The sequence below is a fragment of the Acinetobacter sp. BIGb0196 genome (assembly GCF_011759595.1).
Taxonomy (GTDB): domain Bacteria; phylum Pseudomonadota; class Gammaproteobacteria; order Pseudomonadales; family Moraxellaceae; genus Acinetobacter; species Acinetobacter guillouiae.
Genome location: NZ_JAAOZA010000002.1, coordinates 1173284 through 1195545, shown reverse-complemented (window position 1 = coordinate 1195545; position 22262 = coordinate 1173284). Strand labels below are relative to the sequence as shown.

Sequence of the window (22262 nt, the reverse complement as noted above, 5' to 3'; positions counted from 1 at the left end):
AGCCTTATTTATGATGTGCATCCGTACAATTTGATCTTTTAACCCCAATACTTTGCTAAAAAATCAATTTTTCTTGTTTTCTTCAGTAGTTTCTCAGACACCACATAAAAAAAACTTTGCACATATATGCTTGCTATTAAATTATGAAAGCGTTGAAACTAAGTTAAAACCCAAAAGTAACAATTTGTGTATAATTCTTACACCTTTGTAATCTAGCGTAACTCAACCCCTTTATTAAATCAGTTTTATCGAATAAGACTTTAATTTCAATTCTTTTTTCAGATTAGTATTTCTATAATCATTATATAATCTAAGGCTTAGCTAAAATTTCAAAAAATGAATATAACGCTTCTACGACTATCGTATATAGTTTATTTGATGGAAAACTAGACCATTAAAGGATTTTTATGTTTTTCGAACAGGTTCAAGTGATAGATCAAGTAATTACAAGCCGTCATTCAGTACGTGCTTTTTTGGATAAACCTATCGATTTAGCCATTATTAAAGATATTTTAAATGTTGCATGTCGTGCACCATCTGGAGCAAATACCCAACCGTGGAAAGTATATGTAGTCACAGGTAATAAACGCCAAGAAATGATTGACCGAGTTTGTGCTGCTCAAATCGAATTATTTACTCGACCAGAACTTGCTGATCAGCATACAGCGAGTTTCTCATACTACCCGACCACTTGGATTTCACCATTTATCGATCGTCGTCGTGAAAATGGTTGGGGGCTATATGGACTTTTAGCGATTCAAAAAAGTGAAAAAGAAAAAATGGCTGCACAACATTTAAGGAATTATCAGCTTTTTGATGCACCTGTTGTGCTGTATTTTACTGTAAATAAAATTATGGGGACTGGCGCTAAAATGGACATTTCCATGATGGTGCAAAATGTCATGATTGCAGCCAAAGCTCGCGGTATAGACAGTTGCCCTCAAGCTGCATGGAATCATTTTCATCGTATCGTCTTAGAGGTACTCAATGCGCCTGACGATGAAGAGTTAGTCTGTGCTGTTGTGTTGGGTTATGCCGATCCAGATCATATGGTAAATACATTTATTACCCCGCGTGAACCTGTTGAAAACTTTACCGTGTTCTTGGATTAGAGCAGCTTTATTTAACTGCCTTCAATAATTTAAGTCATTTTAAAATATTTTTATTCGGCTTCTTTCAAAAGCCCTTTTTAAAACTGAGTTCAACATAAAAGTTCCTCATCCTAACCTTCTCCAAAGGTGGAGAAGGAACTTTCAATACCAATATGATTTACTCCACATGAGCATTTTTTTAATTTTTAAAAAATCTATTCTTCTGTATCAGTTGATACAAGCATATTTCAACGAATGAATCATCCCACCTGGCTTGTTAAAGTACATGTTTTCTTATACTAAGGGCTTTTTATCGTAGCTGTCTTTATATAGCTATCGTCTTTTAGCGATCCCCTGCTGTTTCTTACATAATAAATGTCTAGGGATTAAAACCTGTTAAATCTCGAATAATAGACAGCATTAAAAATCAACATGTTCCCACCAATTTAAAATTACACAATAAAAACAAATACTTAATAAAATAAATTCATTTTAATGGTCTCTAAAACCGCAGTTTGTAATCTTTTGTAAAGTAATATTGATAATTAAATAGGCTTTATGACACTATATATGTATTGGCAATAAGCCACCTTATAGGTATAAGCAACATGTCTATCCAAGTCAAAGATTCAAACAACAATATTATCCCTATTCAAAATATCCAGTTTGCGGGTGGTGAACGACATGTTCAAATTTCAGCAGATACATTAAAAACATTGAAAGGGCAAATTCAGATTCAAGCCAAAATCAGTAACACGCAAGATTTGATGGATTACTTGTTAATTGAAAATGTATTACTCAATCAAGGTTTAGAAATTGATTTGGAAATCCCCTATTTCCCATACGCACGCCAAGATCGAATCTGTGCGATGGGACAGGCATTCTCATTAGAACTGATGACAAAATTATTAAATATCAATACTGAGCAATTTCCACAACAGCGTAAATCAATCAAAGTTTGGGATGCACATAGTTGTGTTACTGAAAAACTTTTAAATGAAAACACCCATTTTTTTGAGATTGAGAATGTTCAACCAAGTGAAATCATTCTGCAAAATTCAAAGTTACAAGACATTTTAATTGCTCAAGACACCGTTTTAATCTGTCCAGATGCAGGTGCAAAACAACGGACCAAAATGATTACCAAAGTCATCAATAGCTTAAGGGATCACGAAATCGAAATGGTCTACTGTGAAAAAAAACGTGATGCCGTCACAGGAAAAATTCAGAATGCTCAAGTCAATGCAACTGATTTAACTGGCAAAACAGCTGTGATCACGGACGATATTTGTGATGGTGGTGCAACTTTTATTGGTATTGCACAAGAGTTAAAAAAATTAAATTGCCAACATGTGATTTTGTATGTGACTCACGGGATCTTTAGTAAAGGTATGCACGTATTTGAAGGCTTGGTTGACCAAATTTTTACCACGACGAGCTTTCCACAAACTGAACACCCAAATTTAAACGTCATTTCATTTAGTCGTTTCAATTCATTTTAATTATTTTGGAGAATAAGAATGAGCTTAAAAATCAATCCACTGAATGCAATCGACTTTTATAAAGCAGATCACAGACGTCAGTACCCTGCTGGCACAGAATATGTTTATGCCAATTTCACGCCACGATCTTCTCGTTTAGCAAAAATGTTGCCTGATTTCGACGATAAAATCGTGTTCTTTGGCTTACAAGGCTTTATCAAACACTTTTTGATCGAGACTTGGAATGAAGGTTTTTTCCAACAAGATAAGGCAAAAGTCATAGCTAGATATAAACGTAGAATGGATAACGCATTGGGTGACGGTGCAGTACCAGTCGATCATATCGAAGCTTTATATGACTTAGGCTATTTACCAATCCGAATCAAAGCGCTAGAAGAAGGCAGTCGTGTCAATATAAAAGTACCTGTCCTCACTATTGTAAATACCCTGCCTGAGTTCTTTTGGTTAACCAACTACTTAGAAACAGTACTCAGCGCTGAATTATGGAAAAGCTGTACGACAGCAACGATTGCATTTGAATACAAACGCTTACTGACAGCATATGCGATTAAAACAGGTGCACCTTTAGACTTCGTTGCTGTACAAGGCCATGATTTTAGTAGTCGCGGCATGAGTGGGATTTATGATGCCACACAAAATGGTGTAGGGCATTTAACCAGCTTTATCGGTACAGATGCGGTTTCAGCGATTGATTATGCAGAAGAATATTACGATGCGGAAGGCATTGTAGGTGTTTCGGTTCCAGCAACCGAACATAGTGTGATGTGTATGGGCAGTGAAGACAATGAAATTGAAACTTTTAGACGTTTAATCACAGAGCTTTATCCATCAGGTGTGGTCAGTATCGTATCGGATACTTGGGATTTTTGGCGAGTGATTACAGAATTTACTGTGGAGTTAAAAGACGAAATTCTAGCTCGCCAGCCAAATGCTTTAGGTTTGGCTAAATTGGTTTTTCGTCCTGACTCTGGTGATCCTGTAAAAATCATTTGCGGTGACCCTGAAGCTGAAATGGGCAGTCCAGCTTATAAAGGCGCTGTGCAATGTTTATGGGAAATCTTTGGCGGAACCGAAACAGATCAAGGCTATAAAGTTTTAAATGAGCGTGTTGGTTTGATTTATGGTGACTCGATTACTTTGGAACGTGCTTTAAATATTGTTCAAAGGCTGGAAGCTAAGGGCTTTGCTTCAAATAATCTGGTCTTTGGCATCGGTAGTTATACTTATAATTATTTAACACGTGACACATTTGGCTTTGCAGTTAAAGCCACTTGGGGACAAGTCAACGGTGTTCTACGTGAATTGTTTAAAGATCCAATCACTGATTCTGGTATAAAGAAATCTGCCAAAGGTTTACTTCGTGTAGAAAAAACTGAGGATGGCTTTGTATTATTTGATCAACAAACAATGGAACAAGAACAACAAGGTGAGTTAAAAACGGTGTTTGAAGATGGGCAATTGATTCGAGCATGTCGTTTGAATGAAATTCGGGAACGCTTGGCAAATCAGTTATAACAGCTATTTGCAGAAACCTTGCTTTTATCTGTATTAGTTCCGATCTGATCAGACATTGATCTTGAAAAAGAGAAAGTTACCCGTTTTGATAAAGGTGTCGAATCTTAATCAAACAAAGGTAACTTTCTTATGTTGCATACTAACAATCAAATCATCAAACACAAAGTAGGCTTACTCAATTTAGCTGAAGAACTTCAGAATGTATCCAGAGCTTGTAAAATCATGGGTGTCTCTAGAGATACCTTTTACCGTTATCAGGAACTCGTTGAATCAGGTGATGTTGATTCACTCATCAATAAATCCCGAAGAGTACCGAATCTTAAGAATCGTGTAGACGATGCCACAGAACAAGCCGTTATTGATTTCGCAATCCAATATCCAGCTTATGGTCAACACCGCAGTAGTAATGAGTTACGTAAAAATGGTGTATTCATTTCAGGTAGCGGGGTTCGATCTATTTGGCTCCGCCACGATTTAGAGAATTTTAAAAAGCGATTGAAAGCCTTAGAAGCCAAAGTGGCACAAGATGGCTTTGAGTTAAATGATCATCAGATTGCTGCACTTGAGCGTAAACATGAAGATGATGTTGCTTGTGGCGAAATAGAAACACACCATCCAGGATATCTTGGAGCCCAAGATACATTTTACGTTGGCAATCTGAAAGGTGTCGGTCGAATCTATCAACAAACTTTCATCGACACCTACAGCAAAGTCGTTCATTGCAAGCTCTATACAACGAAAACACCGATTACAGCGGCAGATCTGTTAAATGATCGTGTACTACCATTTTATCAGTCGCAGGATCTACCAATGCTGCGTATCCTGACAGATAGAGGTACTGAATATTGCGGTAAGGTTGAACAACATGATTATGAGCTATATTTAGCCATCAATGATATTGATCACACCAAAACAAAAGCAGCATCCCCACAAACGAATGGAATATGCGAGCGTTTCCATAAGACGATCTTGCAGGAGTTTTATCAAATTACATTTAGGAAGAAGCTTTATAATACATTAGAGGAATTACAAGCTGATCTAGACGTTTGGCAAAAATTCTATAATACTGAACGAACTCATCAGGGAAAAATGTGCTGTGGTCGCACACCACTGGAAACATTACTTGATGGGAAGCGAATTTGGGCTGAGAAGAATTTAGCTCAAATTTAACCTGACAGGCACACTAAAAAATGGGTAACTGTCAGATCTGGTTTGAGCTAGTACATTTTATCGCAAGGTTTCTGCGCTTAAAATACGCCATTATCCATCTCATTTTTACTAAACTTATTTTCTACTTGGCGAATCTCTTCCACCCTGCAATAATCCAACACAATCCGTTACTTTAATAAAATCAAGCGAGTCTTACAGTGACCTTTAACTCTGAACAGGAATTTCTATCAAACTATAATAAAAAGGATTATGAATCCCCTTTACTTACAGTTGATATGGCGATTTTTTCTGTTGATGCGGGTCAACTACAGGTTTTATTGATTAAACGTTCTAATTTCCCACAAAAAGATAAATGGGCACTCCCAGGTGGTTTTGTCGATTTGTCTAAAGATCAAGATTTGATGGCAACAGCACATCGTAAATTGGTTGAAAAAACTGGACTTCAATCACCGCATTTGGAACAAGTTGCGACGCTTGGCAATGCAACACGTGATCCACGTGGATGGGCTGTAACAGCTTTATATTTTGCCCTGATTGATTTCAAAGCATTCCAACAGATTGCCACTGAACAAAATGAATATAGCGAGTGGGTTTCAATTGCTGAGGCAAAAAAATTAGACTTGGCTTTTGATCATTTACAGCTTTTAGATATGGCTGTTGACCGTTTAAGTAGTAAGGCACGTTATACAGCCTTACCCGTCAGTTTGATGCCTCAACTGTTTACTTTGACTGAGCTACAGCAGATTTATGAAATTATTTTAGGGCAAAGCCTAGAAAAGAAATCATTTAGACGGCGTATGATTGAAGCTGGCGCAGTTGAGGAAACAGACCAAACTAAAATTGCGGGCAAACGTCCTGCTCAATTGTATAAGTTTGCGCTAGAAAGTTATGATTTCCATTTTCCTCGAATTTTGGAGTATCCGAGGGAAACCACTTAAGCGCGTTGTATTATTTGGATAACAGCGAACAATGAAAACTTTAGAACAATTAATCAATATTGAAGATTCAGGCTGGATATTGGTACAAGAATGGATGACTCAAGCCACCAACCATATTGAAGTTTTACCCAAGAACAAATTAAGAGCTGAACAAGAGTTACTGAGCATTCAAGTCACAACACGTTCACCTATGGGTTCAATTATTTATGAAACAGGTGGAATACTGATTGATCATGGATGGTTGAGAATTTTAGCTTCAGGACATCCAAAATTAGATCGTGGTATTACTGAATGGAATCATCATAAAACGTTTCATCAATCTGATCTGGAGCTAACCTATCTACTGATTGCTGATGATGTTTTAGGGGGTTACTTTGCTATCAATAATGGAAAATTAGGTGAAGCAATTGGAAAGATTTACTATTTTGCCCCAGATACATTGGTATGGGAAAATCTTGATGTGAGCTATTCAGAATTTTTGACTTGGGCATTCAATGGAGATATTGCTCAGTTTTATCAAGTATTCCGTTGGCAAAACTGGCAGACAGATCTTCAAAGTCTCAATGGCAACCAAGTCTTTAGTTTTATGCCCATGTTATTTACCAAAGAAGGTAAGGATATCGAACAAGTGGATAAAAAAATTATTCCTATTTCTGAGAGTTATGATTTTCATTTTGCACCGACTTTAAAATAACTGAGAGCAGCAAATCCGTGAGCAATCATCTAAAGTTAATCCGAGCTTTTCCTAAAGCTCTATTAGATGATGTTTTAGTAATATCAAAATACTTAGAAAGTAAAAAAATAAAAATTCATGAAAGCTCTCAATGCGAAGTGTTGATTCATCACGAACATATCGTTGTACCATCAAGGATCTATATAACTCAGTTACAATGTATTGAGTTTCATAATTTTTCTTTAACACAACGTCAAATTCTATGGTGTATTCTTACTCGCCATCACAATGGTTTTGTTCGGCAAAGAGCGCTCGAAAGACTCATTAAAACTGACCTTACAAGTTTTATGATCCCTTTCATTTTTCAGTTATTGGGTGAATATGTTCAAGAAATTTTAGAGGCCATTGAACCGATTCTAGATGCAAATAATCAAGGGCTTTTTGCAGCATTTATGCTGCAAAATCCCAAATATGACCAAACGACTCAAAGTAGAATTGTCAGCTATTGGAATGAGTATTATCGGATTAAATATCCAAATTTTAACGATTTTATTGGTTATAAAATTTTAAATAAGCTTAAGAATTTTGTTCAAAATAATCATCAGTAGAGTTACTCCCCCTTAGCCTGATGAGCTTAAAAATGACAAATCAGATTTAGGCTAATACATATTAGATAAACCAAAAGCTTTGATTAAAAAATGATTTGGATTTTGTTTTTCGGGATTTTTTGAACCAAGCTCTGGTTCAAAATATAAAACCACCTGACTTTTATTGATTTTCACAATTACATTATTCAGTTGTTGATTAAATTTAATGGAATAATCAGCTCTCTGCTTATTTAGAATTTTTAGAAATTTGTCCAAACTCAATTTTTTAAAATTTTGAATCACCCAAGGCTCAACTTTCAAAGTTTTACTCTTTTTTAATTGACGAAACTCATCACAAAAAATAGCGCAAAGTTGCTTTTCAAAAAAATGGAGTTCTATCGTACCTAAACGCCAAAGTTCGGTATAACAATCTATCGTTAAGTGATCATCCGGTTTGGAGAGTTCATTCTTCAAGCATTCTATGGTTTGCCCTAATTCTACAAAATCAAACTTTCCATTTAAAATAAAATCTTTTAAATCAATTTCTAACTTCCGCTTCAATTTCATTTATTGGTTTCCAAAAATAACTACATAAGTCCCTATTTGCATTTTTTCCTCTAAACAACAGACCAGTTTTTCTAAAAAATTCATCACTTTGCTATCGTTAAAATGCAGATCTCTAATTTTTAAGATAATGCCTTGTATGGTATTTTGATCAAAATAATTATCTGAACAAGGATCAAAACTACACTCAAATTCATTTCTCAGTGGGCTAAACAACGGAAATAAAGATCTAAATAGTTTAACGACATAAGCAAAATCATCTTGCGGAATAAAATAAGTTCTATTGTTTTTATCTTGTATCCTCTCTAAGTTTTCATCTTCAGCCCAAATAAAGAAACCCACTTTATCAACATATTTTAGATTTTCATCTATGCTCAATTTGATTGTGCGTTGATTAAATTCATTAATTTTTTGAATGATTTTTTCAAGATTGTGATGATATCTAGGATCATCATAATATTCTCGTGCAAGCTCCGCTTTACAATCTGTTGCTGCACAAATTTTTTCAATATTCTGCTGATGATAAGCTTGTATGCAATGTTCTATCTCATCATATTGTTTTAATAAAGCGCAAGCATCTGCGATTGAAATGGTAATTTTTGCGCGTAATTCATGTAATTTTTCTTTATCCATAACACATCACTTTTAATTGCCTCATTCTTTCATTTTCAATATTTATACATCACAACTTTGCAAACTCTATTATCTTAATCAAAACATTTAAAATTGGACAATAACAATGAATGCACTAAGCTACTTTGAAATTCAGTCTTCAAACCCTGAACGTGAAGTTAAATTTTATCATGAAGTTTTCGGTTGGAAATTTAGCAAAGTTGAAGGTCTACCCATTCAATATTTTCAAATTGAAACAGCCAACATACATGGTGGCTTATTGGAGCGTCCAGCTCAAACACCACCCACCCATTGTGGAACCAATGCCTTTACCTGTTCCTTTGAGGTTGAAGATTTTGATACAACTGCTGAAAAGATTTTAGCTTTGGGTGGACAAGTAGCAATGGAGAAATTTGCTATTCCCAATAAATGTTGGCAAGGTTATTTTTTAGATGCAGATCATAATACCTTTGGACTCGTCCAAGTTGATCCCAATGCAAAATAAGCTTGATTGATTAAAAATCTAAATGAATGTTTGAGAAAAAACCTGTCTATATTGGGCTGCATGAAACAGTTGAAATTAAAAGATAGTGAAAAATTTTTAAGAATTTTTATAAAAAATACAGATCATATTAAGTGATTAAGGCCTTACAGCTGATTTAAGCATTCAATTTGTGCTACCTTAATTTTAAATTCTGTAAGGCTTATCCAACTAATGACTGTACGCTTTCTTCATACTTCAGACTGGCATCTGGGACAATTCTTCTATAACCATTCTCGCCAGTATGAACATGAGCAATTTTTAGCGTGGTTATTAGCTCAAATCAAAGAAAAACAGCCCCATGCCCTATTGATTGCAGGCGATATATTCGATGTCATCAATCCTGCATCTGCTGCGCAGAAACAGCTCTATCAATTCCTAGCCAATGCACATCAGCTTGCCCCACATATGCAAACCTTAATGATTGCAGGTAATCATGATTCAGGTTATCGCATTGAACAAGTTGAGCCCCTGCTTGAAAAATATCACGCTAAAACAGTCGGTGTGATTCATAAAAACGAGCTTGGTCAAATTGATTTAGATCGTTTACTGATTCCAATTTATGATGAACAAAAAAATATTATTGCTTGGTGCCTAAGCTTACCGTTTCTGCGCCCAGCCGAAATCACTGGCTTTAATGAACAAACCAATAACAGTCAAAATGCCATTGCCTATTTACATCAACAGGTGATTTCTGAAGCACGAAAACGAAAGACAGATAATCAAGCACTCATTCTAATGTCACATGCCCATATGCAAGGTGGAGAAACCTCTGATTCTGAACGCCCGATTATCATTGGCAATGAGGAAGCACTATCTACTACATTGTTTGAGGATAGCATTGATTATGTTGCACTGGGGCATTTACATAAACCGCAAAAAGTTGGTCAGGAACATATCCGTTATAGTGGTTCACCTATTCCCTTATCCTTTAGTGAAATCAACTATAAACACCAAATTGTCGACGTTAATATTGACCCGCTTAAAACAGATGAGTCACGGGTTTCATTTGAAAGTGTATTTATTCCCCGTAGTGTACAACTGCATAAAATTAAAGGGGAATTGAACGAAGTTTTAGCCAAATTAAAGGCATTAGCAAGCGGTGAAATTGAAAATGTTGACCAGCGTGAATATGTCGATATTGAATACCATACCGATGTTCCACCTCCGCCCAATTTGCGCCAACAATTTGAAGATGCCTTGCCTAAAAGCCGTTACCGCTTAGTTCGCATCTCAAGACAATACTTTGCATCAGAAAAAAATAGCGATGAAATTACTTCAATCAATTTGGAACCACCGACACCAGAAAAACTCTTTCAACAACTTTGGGAAAAAAATGGCTATACCAATGATGATGCAGTCTTGAAAGACTTTTTAAGCTTATTACAAGAAGCCGAAAAAACGCTTGAAAATCAACATGACGTATAGGAGTTTGCTGTGAAAATTTTATCTATACGACTCAAAAATCTCGCGTCTCTTTCGGGTGAACATTTTATAGATTTTGAATCTGAGCCTTTGGCTTCAGCAGGTTTAGTGGCGATTATTGGAAAAACAGGGGCAGGAAAATCAACCATTTTGGATGCCATGTGCCTTGCTCTGTTTAATAAAATCCCACGTTTAAAAGACAGTGATGGTAAATTACAGGATGTTGATGGCTCTGAACTTTTAACCAACTCACCACTGACTGTACTACGGCGTGGTACCGCACACGGCTTTGCTGAATTATGTTTTGTGGCACAAGACCAAAAGCATTATTTGGCACGCTGGGAACTTAAACGTTCCCGTGAAAAAGCAGATGGAAAACTACAAAGTGTCCAACGCTATTTAAAATGCTTAACTGATGAAACAGTGGTAGCAGATAAAGCCAAAGCCGTTGAATCAGCGATCTATAAAATTACCCAACTGAGTTTTGAGCAATTTACCCGTGCAGTTCTTTTGGCACAGTCCGAAGTTACAGCCTTCTTAAAAGCACGTGACAATGAACGTGGTGAATTACTTGAGTATTTAACCAATTCATCCATTTTTGGAAAAGTCGGTCAATTGGCCTATGAAAAAACCAAATTGGTGGCATCAAAACGTAAGGAATTGGAAAATCTTCTCGGTCATATTGAGCTCCTCTCTGAGGAAGATGCCGCTGAATTACACATACAATTCCAACACATCAATCAAGACTATAAAAAACTTGAAGATGAAAAATCGCAACTTGAAAAACAGCAGCAATGGTTTGAGCGTAAACAAAAACTGAATGATGAAATTGTCGTTAAGCAACAGTTGCTTGATACACAATTACAAACCCAACAAGGCTTAATCCCTGAGCGTGAACGTTTAAATCGTTTAGAAATATTCTCAGAGATTCGCTCTAGTCTTTTTCAAAAGCAACAACTGATAAAAACCGAACAGCAACTCGCACCACAAATTCAAAAACAACAACAGCTTTTTGATGCATTACAAGTTCAATTTGACACTGAAAAGACCCGTTTTCTCCAAACTGAAAGTGCTTTAACTGTTCAGCAGAATTTTGAAAATACCCATCGTGACTCTTTGAGTGAAGTACGAAAATGTATTCAGGAGCGGGATTTTATTGGAGTCGAGTTTAAGAAAATTCAGACCAGATTAAATGATTTAGAATCGTCTAAAACCCCACTACTCAATCAACAACAACAACTTGAACATCATATTCAGCAGATTACAGAAAAACGAAATATTTTAAATCAGCAACTTGCAGACACTCAACAGTTCTCAAGTTTGGATAAAGGTTTAACTGCACATGTGCAACAGTTAACTCAATTTATTCAGCACTATCAGTCTATTGAAAATCAATTAGGAAATGTATCTCAGGCTGAAACGAAATTAATTGAGCAAAAAACACAATTACAAGACTCAATTCATCAATTTGGAACTGCGGAGCAACTTGAAACTCAGCTTGAACAAACGCGTCAACAACGTGAATTTAAACTAAGCCAACTCAACCAATTGGCGACGTTACAGCAAAAATTAGCCCAGTTTTTTGAATTAAAGATTGAATCCCAGCAGCTTAATAACCAATTGAATCATTGCTCAGCGCAATTTCAACAACTTGAAAAAACCACAATACAGGCTGAGCAAGATGCTCAAACGGCGAAACAAGCCCGTTTAAAACTGCAAGAGGTTTTACAACAGCAACGCTTATTACATGCTGAAAATGTAGAACATTTAAGAGCTGAATTAGTAGATGGTCAAGCTTGTGTTGTTTGTGGAAGCACAACTCATCCCTATCACCTTGATGATTCTGCTGTATCTAAAGTACTGTTTGAGTTACAACAGCAACAGGAACAACAAGCCACGCTCAAAGAACAAGAAACCTTTAACCTTTGGCAAGCGGCTCAACAAGACTTGACCAAATTGAGTGTCGAACAGCAACAGCTTAAGACCACTCTTCAAAATGTGACTGAAAAAATAAACGTCATACAACAGCTGTGTATTGAACAAGGTCAATCAGCCCAAATCCCGCTGAACTTAACTCAGACACAATCTGAAATTAAGCAACAATTGGAGCAACTTACCCAGCAATATCAGTTTGATATTCAACAATTGGAAGCACAATCTAAGCAATGGATTCAAAGCATCAAAATTCAGCAACAATTAACTCAAAGCATTCAACACACTGAACATTTATTGCAAAATGCCAATAACCTACACAATCAGGTTCAGCATATTGTCAGTTGCTTAGCTGATCGTGAAAAAAATGCATGGCAACAATACAGTATCACCACAGCACAACATATCTTGAGCCAATTAAATACACGTACACAACAACTTGAACAATTTGAGTCATTGTCGAAACAGCATGATCAATATCTACAGCAACTCAATACTGCTCAACTCAATATAGCGAATGCAGCCAAACAAATTTCTGAAACTGCCCATAGCTTGAACGAGATAAAACTGAAAGGGCAACAAAATACAGAATTGGCAAATCGACTCATTCAAAGCATGACAGGATTAACAGAGGTTAAGCCGAATGAATGGTTAACTCAGTATGAGCATGAATACCAGAAAATTCAGACGCTTTACCAACAACAAAAGCAAAGTTTTAATCAATTACGCAATCAATTTGAGCAGGAAAAAAGTCAGCTCGAACAACTCAACGCCCAGCAACAACACAATCAGAATAGCCTCAATCAAGTGAATCAGGATATTCAACAATGGCTCACTCAGCATCCAGATTTTCAGCCTGATGATTTAGAGCACTTGGCTCAAATCACAGCGGTACAAGAACAACAGATTCGCCAACAACTGCAACATGCTGAACGAATGTTAAATGAGGCCAACTCAGCACTTAACACTATACAAGAGCAATTAACCGAACATAAGCTCCATCAACCCGAAATTGATTTTGAACAGCTACAACAATTGATTTTGGATAATGTGAATGCTTTAAAAACCCAATTTGAAATCCGCGATCAGTTAAAACTTAAACTTGAATTGCATCAGCAAAATCTTGCTAAGCAAAAGCAATTTGCTGATCAGATTCAACAAGTACAACAGGAAGAACATCGCTGGGGCAAAATTTCAGGCTTAATGGGAGATGCGACAGGTAAGAAATTCCGTGATTATGCACAGCAGTATAATCTGGATATTTTACTCGAACACGCCAACCAACAATTGGCGATGTTGTCTCAACGTTATACCTTAAAGCGGTTAGATAACTCACTGAGCCTTGCCATCATTGACCATGATATGGACGGTGAAACCCGTTCTGTTGCCTCACTTTCAGGAGGTGAATCATTCTTGACTGCCCTTGCCTTGTCTTTGGCAATTGCCAATATGGCATCAGGTTCAATGAAAATTGAATCTCTCTTTATTGATGAAGGTTTTGGAACATTGGATGCATCTTCTTTACATATGGTCATGAATGCTTTAGATCAATTGCAGAATCAAGGGCGTAAAGTTGTATTGATTTCACATATACAGGAAATGCATGAACGTATTCCTGTGCAAATTCAGGTACGTCCTTTAGGAGCGGGTGCAAGTACGATTGAAGTGGTGAGTTAGTGTTTAACTCACACTTCTTAATTTAAATTTTTATCGTATTCTGCTTGTATCTTATCGCAATAAGGTTTCATTGCAGTCACTGAATTTTTAAAACCATTCAAAGCTTCATCAAATGTCCGCTGATCTTCAGCAAACTCTTGATCGAATTGCTCTTTATACTTTTGATTATTCAACAACATTTTAACGATTTGCTGTTGATGAACACATCTCCTATGCGCGCTCATTATATTATCATCTTGAGCCGTATTCGCAATTGAATCCATGAGAGATGCAACAAGGGATTCAAAAACCTCCTTAAACGCTTGATAAGTCTTTTGCTCTGAAACAATCGCTTTGTTCAGCTCAGGATTTACACTTGTATTTGCATGAATTAAAGATGTAACCAATAAACATAGAATTGATAGTAAATATTTAATATTTTTCATTATTCTTCCAAACAATTAAAAAAGAAGTGCTTATAAGTACTTCTTTACTTTATTCTTTATCGATCTGCGGGAAATGCATTTGGTGGAGGTGCATATTTATTCACGGGTTTAGCCTCATCTTCTGGTGCTTCCAACTCATATAAAACTGTACCAATTACACCAGCATTCTGAATTGAACCATTCTCTGAGTTCGCAGCATACGCATCTTTAGGCTTACTAAAAGTAAAGGAAGCAACAGCAGATTCACTCTTACGGAAACCTTCAATTTTCAAAGAATCATGTGCATGTAAGACATAACCAGAATTACTTCGGGACGCCTCACTGCCATCAATGACATCTACACCATCAACACTGGCAACCACTTCAAAGGTTTTCGCTGTGTTATTTTCATACTGAAGCTGATAGCTTTGCCCTTCACGCCCTGACAAATAGTAGCTTTGTCCAACACGATACATTGGAATTCGGTTTCCACGATCATCTACAACAGAAAAACTCACTTTTCCTGCAGCTATAGAAATTGCATTGACTGTTTTACCTTTGTAGTTCTTATCTGCATATTGCACGATAGTTTCAGCAAGAGGTGAATCAGATTTACGCTTTAACTGCACTTCAGTCACATGTGAATCAATTTCATCACCCCACTTTGTGCCTAACTTTTCATCAGCTGCAACTTGATTGTTGGCTGCTTCAGCGGCTGCATCTGCACTGGTCGCTTCGGTTTGGGGTTGTGATGCGCTTTCATCTGTTTTTTTCGAACATGCAGCTAGAAAAATACACAACAAAAGACAGAGAAATATATTTATATTTTTCATTATAAAACCTATTTTAAAGTTTATAAGTTACGTAGATTATTATCAAAGTCATAATATCGCAGCTGTTTTGACTGCGCTATTTTTAAATTATTGCAATTGTGTAACATTATAACATCTCAAAAAAAGAGGGATAATATCCCCCTCTCTCGTTTTGATATTTTTAATTAATCCGCAGGAAAGGCATTTGGTGCGGGCGCATAAGTATCCTTAGATTTTTTGGGTAGATCGTATTTAGGTGCTTTTAACTCATACACCACTGTACCAATCACACCAGTATTTTGAATAGAACCACTGGCAGAGTTGGCAGCATAAGCATCATTTGGCTTACTAAAAATAAATGAAGCTACAGATGAGTTACTTTTTCTAAAACCTTCAATCGCAAATGAGCTATAAGGTCTTAACACATAACCACTATTTGAACGTGAAGCTTTACTTCCATTAAGAACATCTAGGCCATCGACACTTGCAACAACTTCAAAGGTTTGGCTACTGGTATTGGCATAACGCAATTGATAGCTTTGTCCATCACGGGCTGAGAGATAATAACGCTCACCCTCGCGATACAGTGGTAAAATTCGCCCACGATCATCCACAACAGAAAAGCTAATTTTTCCAGCGGCTAAAGAAATGCTGTTAATACTGCGTCCTGAAAATTGCTTACTGGCATAACGAATTTGAGTTTCATCAATAGGATGACTACTTAAACGTTTTAAATCAACTTGAGTCACATACGAACTCACGTCATCTCCCCATTTCGTCCCCAAACGCTCTTCTGACTTTACTCGATTTTGATTGGAAATAGGCGCTGGTGCAGCCTTAGCTGTTGCTGAGGTAGGTGATGGTGCAGATTCGATTTCTTGCGAAGTAGCATCCTGAGTTGAAGAATATTTTGCAGTACTACAAGCACTGATTAAAGCACAAAGACATAACCATAATAATAGTTTGGATTTATACATATTCTATTTCCAGTTTTTAAATTTTATTCAAATCAGTATAGTCAAATTGAGGATCATATTACATCTAGAATTGTTGAGTATATTTTAAAAAAGTTAACTGAATAGTTTGCCTTAAAGTAAATTCCAAATGCTTAAACGGATACTCATCAGCTTCATTTTACCAGTACATAGAATTGTTTTTTTATAGTGATTTATCTTAGCCAATGTAAAAATCTAATTACTATTCAAAAGAATAAATACCAACACAAATCAAAAAACTGTATGTAGAAATACAGTTTTTGATTTCATTGATGCAACTACTCAGCTTGTATAGGTCTTAGAGTTAGAATCTGTTCACTACGTCCAAATGGCCCATAAATATCATGTAAGACGGAACTGGTTAAACCAATACCATCGTCACCATATTGTTGTACGGTTTCTAAACCTAACCATTGACCTTGAGGCAAACGATATAAATGAATTTGTAAATCTAAGTTTGGAAAGCCCCAATTAAAAGGGGGTGTTTGTCTCGCCACGACACCATTTGCAGTATCGATCATTCCCATTAACTTCACAAATGACGATGTCGGTCGACCTTCAACCATATCCAAAGTATTGCTAAGCCACACAATACCAGCTCCTTGTCGACGTTGCTCAGTCCTTGCTTCAATCGAATGAATATAGCCACCAGGCCATTGACGTATTTCATCCCAAATTGGTAACTGTTCAGGCGTACCAATAGATTGATCCTCTAAACCTGCAACAATTTGACTATTATTGGTCATCATGCGCCAAGTTCTCGCCACAATGCTTATTTTACCTTGTGTAACCATTTCGGATTCAATCAGTTCAATGGTCTTGCCAGCACGAATCACTTTTGTCCGAATATAAAATTCACCACCCGCAATTAATCCAAGAATATCTAAACTTATACGACCAATTCGAACATCATTTCGAGGTGAAAACTGCTCTAATTCAGCACAAATAACCCCTGTCGCTGGTGCCATATGTTGCTCATGCGCATTCCAAGCCCCTTGAGCATGATGTGTCGATTGATAATGTGCAGTCACTACACCCTGCTCATCGATATGACGCTGAATCAATTGATAATATGCAGACATAAACTTCCCTATCACTCTTAAAAATCATTCGCTATACATATAATTCCGCATTATTTTTGTACTCGACTTAAGCAAAGAAGTCTAATACTAATAGGAAAAATGACCCATAGCGTTCAATATTTTCACACTGGATTGAACGCTTAAATTTAAAGTGAGATATTAAAAAGAGTGACATATTGAAAAGTCAGTATTTGAAAGCCTATATTTAACCGATGAGTAAAACGACAGCTGAAAAAATCAGACAATAAATACCAAAGAAATGCCAGCGGCCATGTTCAAGCCAACTCGATAGCCATTTTAAAGCAACAAGACCTGCAATAAAGCTAAACAGCATCCCAAACATGCTGGGTAAAAGCAGTTGAGCTAAATGAATACTTTGAAAATTCTCGGCATGTAGCAATCGATAAAGCTCTTTTACAATCACCGCTGGGGTTAACACCACTGCCAAGGCAAAACTAAACTCTTCCGCTTTTTGGCGAGCGACACCTAAAAATAATCCTGTTGAAATTGTTGCACCTGAACGTGAAAAACCACGGAACGGCAAGCATAAAGCTTGAACTGCGCCAATCCATGCCGCACTTTTCATCGTCACATCACCAACCTGTCCACGATCTAATCGAGAGGATAAAATAATCAATACACCAGCAGATGCTAAAGCAGCAGCCATTAATTTTGAATTGCTAAACAATTGCTCAATTTCAAAGTGGTTTGCCCCAGCAAAAAAAACATGTTTGATCATCGATTGCAACGCTAATCCAAGTACGCCAGTGATGCCTGTTGCAACAATCACAAACCATGCTTGTTTTTTAAAACGATCCCATGACGAAAAATAGGTTGTGCGCCAAGACTTCCAAAAATACACAATGACCGCAAACATGGTTCCTGTATGTAGCATCACCAATAAAAACGTCATATCAGGCGCTGATGGGTCAAAACCCATCAATTTTTCAGCCACAATCACATGCGCTGAACTGGATACAGGCAGCAGTTCTGCAAACCCTTGTATGATGGCAAGAATAAGTACATGAAAAATAGTCATCAACAATCTCAACGGATTAGAATTATTGATGCCTTATACGTTTACAGCATTAAATCTAAATTAAAATAAACTTAAACCCAGCGAAAATTAAGTCAGGCTCCAAGCCAGTTTTAGTCTGATCTTTAACGCTGACTTGAATAATCTCGTGCACCAAACAAAGCCGTCCCGATACGTACCATGGTTGACCCTGCGGCAATGGCTTCTACCATATCTCCAGACATCCCCATGCTCAACGTATCCCAATCTTCAGCATGCGCATGATGAACTTTAACCTGATCAAATAATTGCTTTGCATCACTAAATGCTTGCGGATGATCAGGTGCAGGAATCACCATTAAACCACGTAACTTTAAATTCTTTAATTGACTGATTTGTTTCACCAGATCTGCCACATCATCAGGCTGACAACCATCTTTACTGTCTTGTGCATCAATATTGACTTGCAAGCAAATATTTAATGGCGTTTGAGTCGCTTCTCGTTGATTTGAGAGACGCTCTGCAATGATAAAACGATCAACTCCATGCACCCACGCAAACTTTTCAGCAAGATGCTTGGTTTTATTGCGCTGCACATGACCAATAAAGTGCCATTCGATCTCTAAATCTTTTAAATCTTCAATTTTTTCGAGCGCTTCTTGTAAATAATTCTCGCCAAAAGCACGCTGACCCGTAGCATACATTTCTTTTAATAGTGTACTTGGATGTGTCTTGGAAACTGCCAACAACTGTACCTGACTCACATCTCGATTTGTAGCCAAACAGGCCTGCTGAATTTGCGCGAGTACATGATTTCGAGCTTGATTTAGATCATTCATTGACAAGGTTCTCATTTCATAAAATTTTCAGCTTCCAAGCAATGAAATTGTTGGTTATGCTGAGTGAAAGGCCTTATTATTCTACAAAATAATTAAGCAAATAGGTTTTTATTCGGGGACATTATGGATATTACAGAATTATTGGCGTTTTCCGTCAAAAACGGTGCATCTGACTTACACCTTTCAGCAGGTATGCCACCGATGATTCGTGTCGATGGTGAGGTCCGTCGTATCAATTTACCAGCACTGGAACATAAAGAAGTTCACAGACTGGTTTATGACATCATGAATGACAAACAACGTCGTGATTTTGAAGAACAATTAGAAACTGACTTCTCATTTGAAGTTCCAGGTATTGCCCGTTTCCGTGTCAACGCATTCAACCAAAACCGTGGTGCGGGTGCTGTATTTCGTACCATTCCTTCCAAAGTATTGACCATGGAAGATTTAGGTTTAGGACAAATCTTTAAGGATCTTTGTGAGTTACCCCGTGGTTTGATCCTTGTAACAGGTCCAACAGGTTCCGGTAAATCAACCACATTGGCCTCTATGATTGACTTTATTAATGACAGTCGCTATGACCATATTTTAACGGTCGAAGATCCAATCGAATTTGTACACCAATCTAAAAAGTGCCTTATCAACCAACGTGAAGTGCATCGAGATACACATGGCTTTAATGAAGCACTGCGTTCTGCATTACGTGAAGACCCTGACATTATCTTGGTTGGTGAGATGCGTGACCTTGAAACCATTCGCCTGGCTTTAACTGCAGCAGAAACAGGTCACTTGGTTTTCGGTACACTACACACCACATCAGCGGCAAAAACCATTGACCGTGTGATTGACGTATTCCCTGCTGAAGAAAAAGACATGGTCCGTGCCATGTTATCAGAATCATTACAAGCGGTTATTTCACAGCCCCTGCTGAAAAAGAATGGTGGCGGACGAGTTGCAGCACATGAAATCATGATTGGTATTCCTGCAATTCGTAACTTGATTCGTGAAAACAAAGTTGCACAGATGTATTCAGCAATTCAAACCGGTGCAAACTATGGTATGACCACATTGGATCAGAGTTTAAAAACACTGGTCGCCAAAGGTGTTATTAGTCCTCAAGTTGCAAGAAATGTAGCAAAACAACCAGAATCATTCTTATAAAATGGATTATTGAGGTTTAAAAAAGATGGACTTTAATGACTTGCTCAACATGATGATTGAGCAAAAAGCATCAGACTTATTTATTACCGCGGATGTTGAACCATCAATGAAAATTAATGGTCAAATTGTTCCTGTGGTAAAAACCAAGTTAAACGGCGAAATTATTATGCAATTGCTTAACTCTATTATGAGTGAAAAGCAGCGTAAAGAATTTGCTGAGACGCGTGAATGTAACTTTGCCATTACCAATCGCGATAAAACTGCGCGTTTCCGTGTCAGTGCTTTTCAACAACGTGATATGCCAGGAATGGTTTTGCGTCGTATTGAAACTCAAATTCCGACCATGGATGAGCTTAAATTACCACCTATCCTTAAAGATCTCGCAATGACCAAACGTGGGATCATCATCTTTGTTGGTGCAACAGGGACAGGTAAATCAACTTCGCTTGCGTCCATCATTGGTTATCGCAATCAAAATTCTAAAGGTCATATCATCACCATTGAAGACCCAATTGAATTTGTACACGAACATGCAGGATGTATTATTACCCAACGTGAAGTGGGAATTGATACAGATTCTTTTGAAATTGCGCTTAAGAATACTTTGCGTCAAGCACCAGATGTGATCTTGATTGGTGAGATCCGCTCTCGTGAAACTATGGACTATGCCATTGCATTTGCTGAAACAGGCCACTTAGTCTTTGCCACACTGCATGCCAACAACGCCAACCAAGCAATTGACCGGATTATTCACTTCTTTGAGTCTGACCGTCATAGCCAGTTGTTTATGGATCTGTCACTTAACCTCAAAGCCATGGTTGCGCAACAATTGATTCCAACACCAGACGGTAATTCTCGTCGTGCTGCAATTGAAATTCTCATCAACTCACCGTTAGTTTCAGACTTAATCCGTAAAGGTGATGTACATGAAATTAAGGATTTGATGAAGCGCTCTCGTGAATTAGGTATGCAGACATTTGACCAAGCGTTATTTGACCTCTATAAAGCGGGACAAATTACCTATAAAGACGCACTTAAACATGCTGATTCTCCAAATGATTTACGTCTACAAATCAAATTGGATGAAGAAGGTGGGGCACAGCTACTCAATTCAAATAGCAAACTCACCTTTGATGGACAATAGTTCAAAAGCAAAAAATAAGCTGATATAAAAAGAGGGGGCTTAGTTAAGCCCCCTCTTCATTTGTTGTATTTATGTGATTCTAGCGCTTACGATAAGCTTCCTGACATGCAGGTTCATCACAATAACCGTACAGATTCAAAGAATGTCCAGTCAATTGAAAGCCGTGTTTCTCAGCTACCGAATGTTGCTCATGCTCGATGGTTTCATTAGTAAATTCAACGACTTTATTACAATTTTGACAAACCAAATGATCATGATGATCTTCTTGCATAATTTCAAAAACAGAATGATTGTTTTCGAAATGATGGCGCTGGATAATTCCAGCAGCTTCAAATTGTGTTAACACACGATATACGGTCGCTAGACCGACATCTTCACCTTGTTCGAGTAATGTTTTATAAATGTCTTCCGCGCTCAAGTGGTGTTGTCTTGAATTTTCTAATAATTCCAAAATCTTGATTCGTGGTAGGGTAACTTTAAGTCCAGCTTTGCGTAAATCTTGATTTGAAATAGGCATATAAAAAGGTCTCTCAACAAATTTTAAGTTGGAATATGCAACAGAGTTGAGATGCAGTATGATCTA

At 37.2% G+C, this 22262-nt stretch carries 21 protein-coding genes; 12 read left to right on the top strand and 9 right to left on the bottom strand.

Translation table 11 applies throughout. From position 1 onward, the window contains the following. The first annotated feature begins 407 nt into the window (after positions 1–407). The 7 genes from FHR28_RS18290 (at position 408) to FHR28_RS18260 (ending at position 7497) form a co-directional block, all read left to right on the top strand. On the top strand, positions 408–1112 hold the full coding sequence (locus FHR28_RS18290; RefSeq protein ID WP_151956062.1) for a nitroreductase: 705 nt from the start codon (positions 408–410) through the stop codon (positions 1110–1112). A gap of 587 nt (positions 1113–1699) precedes the next feature. Continuing rightward, entirely contained in the window at positions 1700–2593 is an 894-nt protein-coding gene (locus tag FHR28_RS18285; RefSeq protein WP_166783234.1) for a phosphoribosyltransferase family protein, read from the top strand. A gap of 18 nt (positions 2594–2611) precedes the next feature. Further along, complete coding sequence (locus tag FHR28_RS18280) at positions 2612–4108, top strand: nicotinate phosphoribosyltransferase (protein WP_166783233.1); 1497 nt, start codon at positions 2612–2614, stop codon at positions 4106–4108. A 129-nt stretch (positions 4109–4237) separates the two neighbouring features. Further along, positions 4238–5278, top strand: coding sequence for an IS481 family transposase (locus FHR28_RS18275; RefSeq protein WP_166783007.1), 1041 nt, complete (start codon positions 4238–4240; stop codon positions 5276–5278). A 197-nt stretch (positions 5279–5475) separates the two neighbouring features. Further along, positions 5476–6216: an NUDIX hydrolase gene (locus tag FHR28_RS18270; RefSeq protein ID WP_151956059.1), complete on the top strand. Its 741-nt coding sequence runs from the start codon at positions 5476–5478 to the stop codon at positions 6214–6216. 31 nt (positions 6217–6247) lie between these two features. Next, positions 6248–6910 (top strand): DUF2625 domain-containing protein, encoded by a 663-nt coding sequence (locus FHR28_RS18265; protein WP_004722708.1) that lies wholly within the window; start codon positions 6248–6250, stop codon positions 6908–6910. A gap of 17 nt (positions 6911–6927) precedes the next feature. Then, positions 6928–7497 (top strand): hypothetical protein, encoded by a 570-nt coding sequence (locus FHR28_RS18260; RefSeq protein WP_056514586.1) that lies wholly within the window; start codon positions 6928–6930, stop codon positions 7495–7497. A gap of 51 nt (positions 7498–7548) precedes the next feature. Here FHR28_RS18260 and FHR28_RS18255 read toward each other — a convergent pair whose 3' ends face one another. Continuing rightward, positions 7549–8043, bottom strand: a complete 495-nt coding sequence (locus tag FHR28_RS18255) for a hypothetical protein (RefSeq protein ID WP_004722712.1) — start codon at positions 8041–8043, stop codon at positions 7549–7551. Beyond that, on the bottom strand, positions 8044–8673 hold the full coding sequence (locus tag FHR28_RS18250) for a hypothetical protein (protein ID WP_166783232.1): 630 nt from the start codon (positions 8671–8673) through the stop codon (positions 8044–8046). Between the two features lie 106 nt (positions 8674–8779). Between FHR28_RS18250 and FHR28_RS18245 the strand changes: the two genes are divergently transcribed. The 3 genes from FHR28_RS18245 (at position 8780) to FHR28_RS18235 (ending at position 14227) form a co-directional block, all read left to right on the top strand. After that, positions 8780–9157, top strand: coding sequence for a VOC family protein (locus FHR28_RS18245; protein ID WP_004722716.1), 378 nt, complete (start codon positions 8780–8782; stop codon positions 9155–9157). A gap of 210 nt (positions 9158–9367) precedes the next feature. Next, positions 9368–10621: an exonuclease SbcCD subunit D gene (locus FHR28_RS18240; protein WP_166783231.1), complete on the top strand. Its 1254-nt coding sequence runs from the start codon at positions 9368–9370 to the stop codon at positions 10619–10621. 9 nt (positions 10622–10630) lie between these two features. Continuing rightward, positions 10631–14227 (top strand): AAA family ATPase, encoded by a 3597-nt coding sequence (locus FHR28_RS18235; RefSeq protein WP_166783230.1) that lies wholly within the window; start codon positions 10631–10633, stop codon positions 14225–14227. Between the two features lie 17 nt (positions 14228–14244). Here the strand turns inward: FHR28_RS18235 and FHR28_RS18230 are convergent, their stop codons facing one another. From FHR28_RS18230 to FHR28_RS18205, 6 genes are all read right to left on the bottom strand, one after another. Further along, positions 14245–14652, bottom strand: a complete 408-nt coding sequence (locus FHR28_RS18230) for a hypothetical protein (RefSeq protein ID WP_004722722.1) — start codon at positions 14650–14652, stop codon at positions 14245–14247. Between the two features lie 56 nt (positions 14653–14708). Further along, a complete protein-coding gene (locus FHR28_RS18225) occupies positions 14709–15464 on the bottom strand; it encodes a hypothetical protein (RefSeq protein WP_166783229.1) in 756 nt (251 codons plus the stop codon). Between the two features lie 164 nt (positions 15465–15628). Next, the gene (locus FHR28_RS18220) at positions 15629–16420 is read right to left on the bottom strand and encodes a hypothetical protein (RefSeq protein ID WP_166783228.1); all 792 of its coding nucleotides are present in this window, start codon (positions 16418–16420) and stop codon (positions 15629–15631) included. Positions 16421–16716: 296 nt separating this feature from the next. Then, positions 16717–17520 (bottom strand): thioesterase family protein, encoded by an 804-nt coding sequence (locus FHR28_RS18215; RefSeq protein WP_004722728.1) that lies wholly within the window; start codon positions 17518–17520, stop codon positions 16717–16719. A 205-nt stretch (positions 17521–17725) separates the two neighbouring features. Next, positions 17726–18559, bottom strand: a complete 834-nt coding sequence (locus FHR28_RS18210; RefSeq protein WP_004722731.1) for an undecaprenyl-diphosphate phosphatase — start codon at positions 18557–18559, stop codon at positions 17726–17728. A 122-nt stretch (positions 18560–18681) separates the two neighbouring features. Then, complete coding sequence (locus FHR28_RS18205) at positions 18682–19374, bottom strand: YggS family pyridoxal phosphate-dependent enzyme (protein WP_166783227.1); 693 nt, start codon at positions 19372–19374, stop codon at positions 18682–18684. Positions 19375–19497: 123 nt separating this feature from the next. Here FHR28_RS18205 and FHR28_RS18200 point away from each other — a divergent pair, with 123 nt between their 5' ends. Continuing rightward, positions 19498–20535 carry a type IV pilus twitching motility protein PilT gene (locus FHR28_RS18200; protein ID WP_166783226.1) on the top strand — a complete coding sequence of 346 codons (1038 nt, stop codon included), beginning with the start codon at positions 19498–19500 and terminating at the stop codon, positions 20533–20535. 25 nt (positions 20536–20560) lie between these two features. After that, positions 20561–21679: a PilT/PilU family type 4a pilus ATPase gene (locus tag FHR28_RS18195; RefSeq protein WP_004722736.1), complete on the top strand. Its 1119-nt coding sequence runs from the start codon at positions 20561–20563 to the stop codon at positions 21677–21679. 79 nt (positions 21680–21758) lie between these two features. Here FHR28_RS18195 and fur read toward each other — a convergent pair whose 3' ends face one another. Then, the gene (gene fur, locus FHR28_RS18190) at positions 21759–22196 is read right to left on the bottom strand and encodes a ferric iron uptake transcriptional regulator (protein ID WP_004722737.1); all 438 of its coding nucleotides are present in this window, start codon (positions 22194–22196) and stop codon (positions 21759–21761) included. Between the last annotated feature and the right edge of the window lie 66 nt (positions 22197–22262).